General features: G+C 46.1%; 12 protein-coding genes. 3 read left to right on the top strand and 9 right to left on the bottom strand.

Annotated features, from left to right (window positions below; translation table 11 throughout):
* Positions 1-1,093: 1,093 nt before the first annotated feature.
* Positions 1,094-1,930: a cyanoexosortase A gene (gene crtA, locus QUA04_RS03415; RefSeq protein WP_333253772.1), complete on the top strand. Its 837-nt coding sequence runs from the start codon at positions 1,094-1,096 to the stop codon at positions 1,928-1,930.
* 169 nt (positions 1,931-2,099) lie between these two features.
* Positions 2,100-2,597, top strand: a complete 498-nt coding sequence (locus QUA04_RS03410) for a 2TM domain-containing protein (protein WP_333253770.1) — start codon at positions 2,100-2,102, stop codon at positions 2,595-2,597.
* Between the two features lie 137 nt (positions 2,598-2,734).
* Here QUA04_RS03410 and QUA04_RS03405 read toward each other — a convergent pair whose 3' ends face one another.
* From QUA04_RS03405 to QUA04_RS03365, 9 genes are all read right to left on the bottom strand, one after another.
* Positions 2,735-3,739, bottom strand: a complete 1,005-nt coding sequence (locus tag QUA04_RS03405) for a CHAD domain-containing protein (RefSeq protein WP_333253767.1) — start codon at positions 3,737-3,739, stop codon at positions 2,735-2,737.
* A gap of 388 nt (positions 3,740-4,127) precedes the next feature.
* Complete coding sequence (gene petJ, locus QUA04_RS03400; protein WP_333253764.1) at positions 4,128-4,466, bottom strand: cytochrome c6 PetJ; 339 nt, start codon at positions 4,464-4,466, stop codon at positions 4,128-4,130.
* Between the two features lie 125 nt (positions 4,467-4,591).
* Positions 4,592-5,089, bottom strand: coding sequence for a photosystem II cytochrome PsbV2 (gene psbV2 / locus QUA04_RS03395; protein WP_333253763.1), 498 nt, complete (start codon positions 5,087-5,089; stop codon positions 4,592-4,594).
* 154 nt (positions 5,090-5,243) lie between these two features.
* Positions 5,244-5,732: a photosystem II cytochrome c-550 gene (gene psbV / locus QUA04_RS03390; RefSeq protein WP_333035576.1), complete on the bottom strand. Its 489-nt coding sequence runs from the start codon at positions 5,730-5,732 to the stop codon at positions 5,244-5,246.
* A 145-nt stretch (positions 5,733-5,877) separates the two neighbouring features.
* On the bottom strand, positions 5,878-6,069 hold the full coding sequence (locus QUA04_RS03385; protein ID WP_006633443.1) for a hypothetical protein: 192 nt from the start codon (positions 6,067-6,069) through the stop codon (positions 5,878-5,880).
* Positions 6,070-6,449: 380 nt separating this feature from the next.
* Positions 6,450-7,400, bottom strand: a complete 951-nt coding sequence (gene accD, locus QUA04_RS03380) for an acetyl-CoA carboxylase, carboxyltransferase subunit beta (RefSeq protein ID WP_333253761.1) — start codon at positions 7,398-7,400, stop codon at positions 6,450-6,452.
* 129 nt (positions 7,401-7,529) lie between these two features.
* On the bottom strand, positions 7,530-7,751 hold the full coding sequence (locus tag QUA04_RS03375) for a hypothetical protein (protein WP_006633441.1): 222 nt from the start codon (positions 7,749-7,751) through the stop codon (positions 7,530-7,532).
* A gap of 61 nt (positions 7,752-7,812) precedes the next feature.
* Positions 7,813-8,643, bottom strand: a complete 831-nt coding sequence (locus QUA04_RS03370) for a prepilin peptidase (protein WP_333253759.1) — start codon at positions 8,641-8,643, stop codon at positions 7,813-7,815.
* Positions 8,644-8,895: 252 nt separating this feature from the next.
* A complete protein-coding gene (locus QUA04_RS03365) occupies positions 8,896-9,156 on the bottom strand; it encodes a hypothetical protein (RefSeq protein WP_333253757.1) in 261 nt (86 codons plus the stop codon).
* An 89-nt stretch (positions 9,157-9,245) separates the two neighbouring features.
* Here QUA04_RS03365 and QUA04_RS03360 point away from each other — a divergent pair, with 89 nt between their 5' ends.
* Positions 9,246-10,823 (top strand): adenylate/guanylate cyclase domain-containing protein, encoded by a 1,578-nt coding sequence (locus tag QUA04_RS03360; RefSeq protein WP_333253755.1) that lies wholly within the window; start codon positions 9,246-9,248, stop codon positions 10,821-10,823.
* Positions 10,824-11,060 lie beyond the last annotated feature (237 nt).

Here is an 11,060-nt window from a genome sequence, read left to right as displayed (position 1 = left end):
CCGCTGTTGGGTTTGGTACTATGTTCAAAAAGCAACGCGCTCAAGCTCAAAAAGCTCAATAGGCTATCATTTGAACTGGTTTTCGATTCTGGCTTGATGCCAAACTGATTATTTTATGTTCGAGCTAAAAACCTGGTTTCACCAAGAAACCAGGTTTCTTAGTATCTGATAGCGCGCCACCGTGAAAACCCCAGACTTGGAAGCCTATCTCAAGAGAGCATCTCACATTTGTAAACACACTTCTTCTGGCTCGTTCCTTCTTCCTATTTCCTCCTGGCTCCCAACTCCAATTTTGGGCTTGGCTGCTTTCATTGAGATGCTCCCGTCAAATCGCCCCTAGACAGCGCATTTAAAAACTACCGTAAGGCTGTTTCTGAAGCATTTCCGATATATAGCAATCCTTGCAGAAGTCGTAAATTTTTTACCCCACCTTAACCCACCCCAACCCGTAGGGAGAAAGTAAGAAATTCACAAATGATGCGAGGATTGCTATAAAGACACGCTCGATTCTTGAAAAGCCGATAATCACCATTGAGCATGGCTCGAACTCTAACTCGCTCAGCCGTATTTACTCAAACCTCAGTGTCACACCATGCGCGGTGCCAATTGCGTCTACTCTCAAGAAATGCAAGCATCATTGAGGCTACTTATTTTTAATTATTGTTGATTCACTTCCTTTTTAGTCTTTGCTTACAGCGGCTGAGTAAGCAAGTGCTAGACACCCAACCAATCATTTGGAGTAGCAGTCTTTTCAATAGGTGTCCTAATGCTGAGCTATGCGTGGCCTCTGAGTCTCACCATTCATCAAATTCCAGAGTGTTTACTAATCTCATATCAAAAATTTACGGCGATTAAAATCCTCCAAGTCCTTTCCGTAGGAGGGGTTCAAGCTACTGAGTTGTCCACATCCCGTACTATTTTTATGATATGATCTAACAATAGTCTGGACTGTTTTTAGTTCGTAGTCTGAAACCCTCGATTTTCCTTGGGTACTTTGATTGCCGAATCGCCTTGAAACCCTTATTCTACGGTTGAAAATCAAAAACTGTCCGAAGTATGGCTCTCATCAATCAACTAATAACTAATATCTAAAATGTTCAAGAGAAAACTTTTTTGGCTCATCATTATCGCCACAGCTTTAGTAACTCTGAATATGACACTCCTGTGGAAACTGGGGGATATTGCTCATTTTTGGATGAGTATAGTTTTTTGGTTCGCTGTGGGTTCCCTGCTTTGGGACAACCAGGATATTCTCAAACAGAATGAGATAAAAAGTGACCTATTATCGACAGTAGCAGGGACTCTCTTAATAGCTTTTATTTTATTTGAAAGTGCTGTGGTTTCCAGTAAATTCGATCCTTTTTTAAGACTTGCACCTTTTTTGTCTGGTTTAGGTTTGAGCCTGATTGCAGTAGGTTTTCATAACTTAAAACTATATTGGCGTGAATTGGTAATACTATTTTTTCATGGCACCCCCAGTGTCATTACGTTACCTTTAGTGGATTTTATTACCTCGCTTACTGCGAAATTTGCTTATTATTCTTTGTGGTATATCGGTTTTAATGTAACACGTGACGGTAATTATGTTGCTTTACCTACAGGAAGGGTGTTGGTAAATGGGGGTTGTTCGGGTATAGAGGCAATGAATTACTTATTAGGTTTAGCTGTAGTTTGTTTGGTGATGTTTCCTACTAAACAAAATAAGGCTTTGGTAATAGGTGTCGCTGTTATTTGTGGTTTTATTATTAATGCTTTTCGGGTGGCGGGAATGGCTTTGTTAGTGGCATCTAATCGCCTAGATTGGTTTAAATATTGGCATGAGGGTGAAGGTTCTTTAGTCGTGGGAATGATTGCGGTGGTTTTGTTTGGGATATTTTATCAATTTATGTTGAAACGAGATAGCAAACTTAGTCAAAGTTCGGGAAATTAATTAGTTGCAATTTGAGGAAATATATCCGTTCTTCGATTTCCCCTCCCATAGTCACGAGTCTCGCTCACTCAAATGTCCGGGTGTTGAAATCCGCCAATGTCACTACCTGTCGTTTAACGGCCTCTATATCTATCATAGAAAGGATGTCAGGAATTATAGGAAACTTGTTATGGCGACAAATGAAAGTCAAATAAATCACATTTACGGTTCAGAGGATGCTCAGGGTATTTTACAGCTTGCGATCGCACGCCGACAAGATGAAGGGGAATTATCCAGAGTGCAGCTTTTCGAGATTGCAGCGGAATTGGGCATTTCCGAACAGGATATTGTAGCGGCGGAACAGCAATGGTTAGCAACTAGAGGAGAATTTCAAGAAAAGCTGGTTTTTAACTCTTACCGTCGTCGCAAATTGCAGAAAAATGTGACCAAGTACGGCATTATCAATACTTTTCTAGTTCTGTTTAATCTAGCAGGAGCGCACGAGCTTTCTTGGTCGCTGTTCATTTTACTAACGTGGGGATTGGGATTGTCGCTGAATGCTTGGAATGTTTATCAAACTGAAGGCGAAGATTACGAACAAGCTTTTCAGCGGTGGCGGTTGAAGAAACAAGTCGGAGAGTCTATTGGTACTGCGACAAATAAGTTTATGAAGTGGTTGCAGTCGTGATTTGCTATGGTAAAAAACGCCATCGCCCTTTATTTTACGTCATACTCCAAAGCGCTCGCCCTTTTCCTTCCCAAGGCGCGATCGCACTTTAAGTCCCCGAGTTCTTTTATAAATCGGGGATCGGCGTATAGTTACAGCTAATCGAGCTTAGCACCATCTTCAACCACAGGATGAATTAAAGCAGAGCGAAAACCTTGCCGAATTTCCGAACTCAAATACCTGCGCTGCAAAATTTGCCATTTTTGCCAAGCTGCATAGCGATTTTCTGTCAACAAACCAGTCAACTTCGGCAACTCTTTTTTCAGATCGCGAGCGACAAAATCTGTCAGAAACTCGCCTAAAACTTCGCTGTCTTGAATATCACCCAAACATTCCTGAATAGCTTTCACATCTTCGACATAAACTTCGTAAGTCTCGCTGTAAAAATCGCCAAACAGATTCATCAAATAGCGAACCCGCTTCGCTTGCTTCCGCAAATCGTGCAGAATAGTTCCCTCCGCTGCTAACTTCTCTTCGACAGCCTCAGCATTCAAATCATCAGCAATTTTAACTTTGCCATCCTCATATTCCGTGCCCAACAGCCAAGCCGGATGCAGGAAAAACTCGCTGACTTGAGGTAACAGTAAATCTGGCAAAACCTCAGCAATTGGCAAATGTTCGATCGCCTGAAACTGCGGTTTTTTCAGCCAATCCTCGATCGACTGCTTCAGCGATTCGTAGGTTTTGTGTTCTAAAATCGCCCTCACCCCTTTCAAAGCCCGGTGGCGCTGTTTGAGCAAATTCAACAAAGCTTTATCCAAAACTTCCTGTTCGTCAGCCGGCAAATTCGGGTAATAGCGGTTTTGGAGACTTTCGAGCATCACATCCAAATCCCTGAGCGTTCCCAGAATCCGCCCCACCTTACCAATTTTACGTTCCGAAGCCTCTTTTGGCCAATCTAAAACCGGAGCAAAACCAGTCACAGCCGATCGCAAACGTCTCAATCCCACGCGCATTTGATGAAGTTCTTCCGCGTCTTTGTCTTTGATAACTTCAGCCTCGTGCGCTACACTTTTGCGGAAATATTTCTCAATTGCCCCAGATGCAGCGTCTCCGAGAGTTTTAACTTGAGTTTTAACTTTTGCTGATGTTTTTACGTTCATAACAGGTGTAGATTGCGGATCACCGAGCAACTTTAATTTGGATTTCAAGGCTTTGGTAGTAAAGGGTTTACATCCTAGCACACAAGCCCAATTTATGAACCGCTTCCCTACATAAACCTTAATATAAGATGCTTGACAATTTATACAAAGTCAGCATTTAGCAATCTTCAATCTTCAATCTTCAATCTAAAATCTAAAATCTAAAATAAAATTACCCTCCCTCGCCCTTGAGCTAATAAAAATCGGATTTCTGGCGCGCTTTCCCAAATAGGTTAAGATCGCTGCAAACCGCTATTTATTCGCCAAAGGGTGAGAGAGGGTGCGATCGGGAGGACAAGTTTTAAATTAAATCAAGCCCGCCCAGCTTGTCCGACTTCAAAGAAGCAGTTTAGCCTTTCCAGTCTTTCTCAGATTGCTCGAGCACGTAGGTTGCTACATCCTCGATTTGTTCGGGCTTCAACTTGGCGCCGAAAGCAGGCATAGCATTTTTGCCCTTAGTTACCTGAGTGGTAATAGCTTCGAGAGAATTCATGCCGTACTTCTCAAGAGCACTCTTTTTCAAGGTTTTCATGGCCATAACCACGTTGCCGCCACCGATGTGACAAGCAGCACAGTTGGCGCTAAAGACTTTAGCTCCTTTAACGGCATCTCCTGCCAAAGCAGGGCGGCCAAAGCCGACGGTAAAAATTGCGATCGCTAACAGGGCGATCGATAAGAGTCTTTTCAACGCAGTTCTCCTCTAATGGACACGCAAAGGGTGATTCTTTAGATATTTTACCTGTTAAAACAGGCGCGATCGCGCAGTCGTATCGCCTTCTTCCGAGTAATTTACCACTTTTTGGCAGTGGCAGTTCAACTCTCAAAATTCTCCACGCCCCAGCCCGGAGCTTTCTGAGCAGCCCGGATCACAAAAGCCGCTAAATTTTCAATCTCAGCCTGTGGCATCCAGCTTTCCGGCACTTGGCGGCACCAAAAAGTCTCCTCAGTACCGTCATAAGTCATCGGTTCTCTCAGATACGCCACCAGACTATTGATGTTGTTGCGGGGAGGCGTTGCCCCCTGGAGGTCAGCCAAAGACAAAGATATCGTCGGATCAGGCAAATTAGCTCCTCCGACGTGACAATTCAGGCAATTTTGCTCGAACAATACCTTGCCCGCAGACAAATCCTGAGCCGAAAACAAGCGAGTATGTCCCTCAGAGTCCAACTCCAGAGCCACAGGTTCGCTGGCTTGTAAATACCTATTCACGTAAGAATCGGCAGCAGCCAAAACAGGTTGAGGAGCCAACAGCACGGGCAAAATAATTAACATCCCCAACAGAAAGCAGACAAAAGCACCACGACGCAGCATGAGGGACTACAACCTTTTGCGAGAATCAATGAGCCGGAGGTAAATTTTAGATTTCAGATTTTAGAGCGAAAAACGACGAGCCAGCAATTCTTGCCGAACTTCAGCGCTCTCCCAATCCAAAATCCAAAATCTAAAATCTAAAATCTAAAATCGATTAGCGAGCGCCTTTGCCACCAGCCCACTGTTTGGAAACAATTTTCGGCTGCAACAGAATGTGACCGGCAATCGCGTACAAATCGTCATCCGAGAGATTTCTCATCTCAGCGAAAATATCCGCGCTCTTCATGCTCGGATGCAGTTCCGAAATTTCCTCAAACCCGTCATAAGTGGTGGGATTTTTCATAAAGTCCACCAGCGACTCAATATTATTCCGGGGCGGGTTGGCCAAAGCCAGAGTTTCCGGGCTCAAATTCACGTTCGGGTCAGTTTTTGTCATGCCCGCAGCGTGACATTGAGCACAAGCCGAATTGAACAGGCGTTTGCCTTGCTGAACTTGTTTGAGGCTCAGCACCACCGGAGCACCCTTGTCATTCAAAGTCACAGTGCGAAGTTCAGGACTCAGTTCGACAGCCATCGCACTGCTGACAAATAACTGAAAGCTCAAGAATACAGCGGTCAGAGCAATGAAATATCTTTTAAGCATGGTTCTCCTTAAAAAAATCCGGCAAATTATTGAACGCTAAGAGATCGTACCTGGCAAACAGATTTGTGTTCAAAATTCCCTGATTCTGCAACAACTGGCGAAAGTTTCTGCAGCTATACCTTTAAAGGTAGAGGAATTTTGCGATCTAATCTGCAAGAAGTTTTGAGTCGCGCCTTTTTTCGAGAGTGGACATAATTGCCTTAACATCCTCCAAAGCCAAACGGGTTTGAGGGTGCTTGTAGGCAATTTCCAACTCGTCGCACAAACGGATCACGTCTTCAACAGGGACGTTGAAGTCCTCTGCTATTTCTGCGATGGACAGGTCTGCAAAACCCATAATTTTTAGGTCGCTGACAGGTCAAAATTGAGTTGACGGCTATTAACTGAAAGCCGGACAATTTTAGAAAGCGCTGTTAGCTTGTTCTGTTAGTTTGTTCTGAGATTTTGTTCGATCGCAAGCTAACTAACCGCTAACTGCGACTAGGCATTTTTGCCCAGCCCAACTTCAGGGCCAATCAACTTCCGATCAATATCATCCCACTGCTGGGTCGTTATTACCAATAGGAGTTGCGCGCTCTGGGATCAAAACCCGGTGTCTGCGTGAACGTCTCGTTACCAAACTAAATATTTTTGGTAGAAGCCAGGTTTTTGGCAACTCCTCAGAAATTTCCCTCTGTACCCCGCACTCACCAACAGACAATCCTCCAGCGCGGCAGCTTAGGGAGAAAGTTTGAAAGCGTGAGTCTGCGGGGGCAAAGCGTGGTTATCGCTGGCTTCGAGGGCGGGGAATTCCGAGCCGGCCAAGAAAGGCTGGGGCTGGTGGAGGCTGATGAGCTGACCAAGAGTTTTCTTTAATTGAGTCCGGGGTACAATCAAATCTACAAAACCGTGGGCGAAGGAATATTCGGAAGTTTGATAATTTTCCGGCAGCTTTTCCCGCAGAGTTTGCTCGATTACCCGGCCGCCCGTAAAGGCCACAGTAGCTTTTGGCTCTGCAATTATAATGTCTCCCAGCATTGCAAAACTGGCGGTGACGCCGCCGGTGGTCGGGTGGGTCAAAATCGGGATGTAAAGCAGTCTCGCTTCCCGGTGGCGTTCCAGAGCCCCGGAAATTTTAGCCATTTGCATCAAGCTGAGCATTCCTTCTTGCATTCTTGCACCACCGGAAGCGCAGACAATGATCACGGGCAAGCGTTCCCGCGTGGCGTGTTCGATGAGGCGAGTCAGCTTTTCTCCGACTACTGAACCCATGCTGCCGCCGATGAACTGAAATTCCATGACTCCGAGGGCGACGGGCAAATTTTCGAGTTTGCCGATGCCTGTTTCTACGGCGTCTAGGTGGCCTGTTTTTTCTTGAAATTCTCGAAGTCGATCGCTATATTTTTTGCGATCGCGAAATTTCAGGGGATCGGTGGCGTGCAGTCCTTCGTTAAGGGGCTCCCAGGTATTGGGATCAATCAACTGCTCGATGCGATCGTCACTGTAAACTCTGATATGATGCCCGCATTCCAAGCAAACCATTTGATTTGCTCGCAGGTCTTTGGTATAACTCAGGGCACCGCAAGCTTCGCATTTATTCCAAAGTCCGTCCGCAATTTCTCGTTCCGGCCGTTCTTGGGAGTTCGGTACTGATTTTCTTCGATTTGCAAACCAATCAAATAGAGACATTAAAACTTGGTAATTGGTAATTGGTAATTGGTAATTGGGAATTGGTAATTGGTAATTAGTAATTGTTAGTTGTTAGTTGCTAGTTGTCAATTGCTAGTTGTTCAGTGACTAATGACTAATGACTAATGACTAATCACCAGATTCTGGCTCATCTTCAACTGGACTGATGAGGAGCGATGCTGTTCGCTGGTGTTCTGGAAGAACTTGCAGGGCTGTAGCACTTCCAGCACCCAAATAAGATGCTATGCCCAAGTCTACAATCCGGGCCGGGATTTCATGAGCAGCTAGGAGCTGCTGCATTAATTCCGCTTCCCAACGAAAGCTAGTAGTTGTAAGTGTAATCCAAGACACGGAACAATTTTACCAATTTTTGAGACAATATCATGCTCGATCGCGCCTGACTACCTGCCGATCAGGAACTAAAATTCGGGAAAAACAACTGCCAGTAACTAGATAAGATAGCTTCGCCCCACAGAGCAGTAATTGCTGCACCGAGAGCCAGAAAGGGGCCAAAAGGCATGGGTTGACGCCGATCGAGCAAGCCGATGGCGATCGCCCCGCCACCGGCAAAAGCCCCGGCTACACAGGCGATGAATCCCGCTAGCAGCAAGTATTTCCAGCCCAGCCAAGCTCCCATCAAGGCGGCCAATTTGGTATCTCCGGCGCCCATCGCATTCTGGCCCAGGCCAATCGTCCCGGCGAGTCCGATCGCGTCAAACAGCCACAACCCGACAACTGCTCCCACGATCCCGTCGAGTACCAGATAGTGTATCGAGTCGATCAAACTAAATGTCGGCCACCAACCTTTTGCCACCTGGAAAACCAATCCGATCACCAAACCCGATCGAGTTAAAGAATTAGGCAAAGTCATTGTATCGCAATCAATCAAAGACAAAGCCAACAGCCAGCTAAACAAAGCCCAAAAACCAAGAGTTTGCACTGTTAGGCCAAACCGCCAGAAGATTAACAAAAACAGCAAACCCGTAGCTGCTTCCACCAGCGGATAGCGGACGGAAATCCGACTGTGGCAGTGATTGCAGCGTCCCCGCAGCCACAGCCAACCGAAAACAGGTATATTTTCGTAATTTCTGAGTTGATTTAAACATTTGGGACAGCGAGAAGGAGGGTGGATCACCGACAAACCCGCAGGCAACCGATAGACTACCACATTTAGAAAGCTGCCAATAGCAGATCCCAAAATAAAAACGATCGCCGTGACAAGGCAATTAAAGATAATTTCCATTAAGTTGACTGTTGACTGTTGACTGTTGACTGTTGACTGGGGTTATGTATCACTTGTTACTTCTCAATAGTTAGTTGTTACTTGTTAGATCGTGTCCGGTCTACCCATCATAAAAAGTGTTAATAGTCAGGAATCCAAGTCTTTATAAAATCCTGAAAACTTGTGTCTTCGCTAGAAACCTATTTTATTGCGAGCTTGCCAGCGGACATAATATTAGTTACCAATGATTAATGACCAATTACCAATTACCAATTAATACATTTGAGATTCAATTTCGTCAAAAGTAACAAAACGTTCACCGGGCAACAAAACGGGCTGCGAAGCAAAAATTAGCTGACCTCGATCGCTTCCTTGACTGACAACTACGCCGGCCGGACGCTGCATCTGGTCGGAATGCACTTTTAGATACATACCATAGGCGGAGCGAGCAGCTTTGATCAAATCGGGAGCTAGCAAACTGTGACTTTCGGAAGTTTCTATCCTGGGTTCTGGGTTGGGTTGGTATGGGTTCACTGGAAACTTATCATAATGGTATTAAGTCGAGCTATTGGTGTTGCCTCTAGAGCGATCGAACTTACCTTATTTTTTAAGAATAAACTTAGGTGGAAATTATTAATAGATTAACCTACAATCCTCCCTTAGCTGCGATCGAACTGCGACTGCGATCGCTCCTTTCCGCCCAACTGTACGCTGCTGCGTGGGTAGATCCGTCCCCCGCAACGCTAATGGGGGTTTTCGATCACCTGCGAACTCTGCGCTACATCCTCCACGACTACGTACCCAGGACAGTGTCCGAATCTCCGCCCAACCCCGGCGAGGTGCGCTACCAGTGGCAAACAGGCACCTTGCTGTTCACCGATTTGGAAGGGTTTACGTCGCTGTTGGAAGCGAACGCGGCCCAAGGGCGCAAGGGAGCTGAAAGCCTGCTGGGCGTGATTAACGACTATTTTGCCTCGATGATTGAAATTGTCAGCAAATCGGGCGGGGATTTGCTGGAGTTTACCGGAGATGCGATGCTGGTGCAGTTTCTGTCAGGGGTTTACCAAGAGGATACAGCGAGGGCGGTGCGGGCGGGTCTGCGGATGCAGCGGGCGATGGCTGAATTTGCCAATATTGAAACGGCGCGGGGTGTTTTGTCTTTGAGGATGCGGGTGGGCATCCACTGCGGTCGCTATATTAGTGCTGACATCGGTACCCCGCTGCGGATGGCTCACGTACTGCTGGGGCATTCAGTCCAGCAAGCCAAGCAAGCTGAGGGTTCTGGAACTGTGGGGCGGGTGTGTGTGACTGAAACTGCTAGAGAGTCTTTGGCAGAGCAATTTCGTTTTGAAGCCGGGAAACCGGGTTATTTTTTGGTGGCGGACGATTTCACCGACGATCAACTCGGAGAGTATGATATCACTTTGACTGGGCGACGGATGCCGAGTTCAGTATTGCTTGATCGCAGCGTTGCGGGCTTGGTAAAAGAAATCGGGGAAGCTGTGAATCGGCTTGAACCCCTTGCTAGTTATATTCCCAAAACGATCCTGAGACTGCTGGTGGAAAATGCAGACAGGCGGAAAATTCCGCCGGATTTTCCTGAACCGACGGTGATGTTTGTCAACTTGATTGGTTTACCGGAGTCTGTGGAAAAAGCTTCGCCGGAGGAAGAAGTTAATCTGGTAGTCGGTTTTTCTCGGGTGTTTGCGTCGATCGATGCTGTAGTGTCAGCTAAAGGGGGCGTGTTGCAAAAAGTAACGGCGCACTTAGACGGTTCGGATATGCTGATTTATTTTGGCGTGCCCGACGCTCACACGGATGACGGCAGCCGCGCGGCTAGTGCGGCGATTGCGATCCGAGATATCATTGCAGGTTTGCCTCTGGTAATTATCGCGGGTGAAGAAGTAAAAGTAAGCTGTCAAATTGGGCTTTCCCGGGGGCCGGTGTTTGCTGCTGAGGTTGGGGAACCGCGAGGGCGCAGGGAGTTTAATATCCTGGGCGATACGGTGAATACGGCGGCTCGGTTGATGAGCAAGGCAGGGGAAAACCAAATTTTGATTGGTGAAAGGGTGTGTGAGTCGATCGGGCTAAACTTCATTTGCGAGGCTTTGGGATCTGTTGCTCTGAAGGGGAAATCTGCTCCAACTCCGATTTTTGCTTTGCAAGGTGAAAAAGGAGAGAAGGGAAAAGGGGGCGTTTAAATAACTTTGCTGGGCAATAAGGGCATACTACTGGTCAATTGAGAGCATGACTAACCATTACCGCATAATAATGATGCGCGATCGTACCCCAAAAATTAAAATACTGTAAATCGATCAAATTAGCGTATATTGCCTGTAATACCGACAACTTCTAATATCTCTTTAGAAATAAAATTTTGCCCTCTGCTTAACTATTAACTCCGGTAAATTTATCGATATACAGTGGTATACTGCCAG

It is taken from the genome of Microcoleus sp. S13_C5, assembly GCF_036700845.1.
Classification (GTDB): Bacteria; Cyanobacteriota; Cyanobacteriia; order Cyanobacteriales; family Microcoleaceae; genus Microcoleus.
This window is presented reverse-complemented; position numbering and strand designations above follow the sequence as displayed.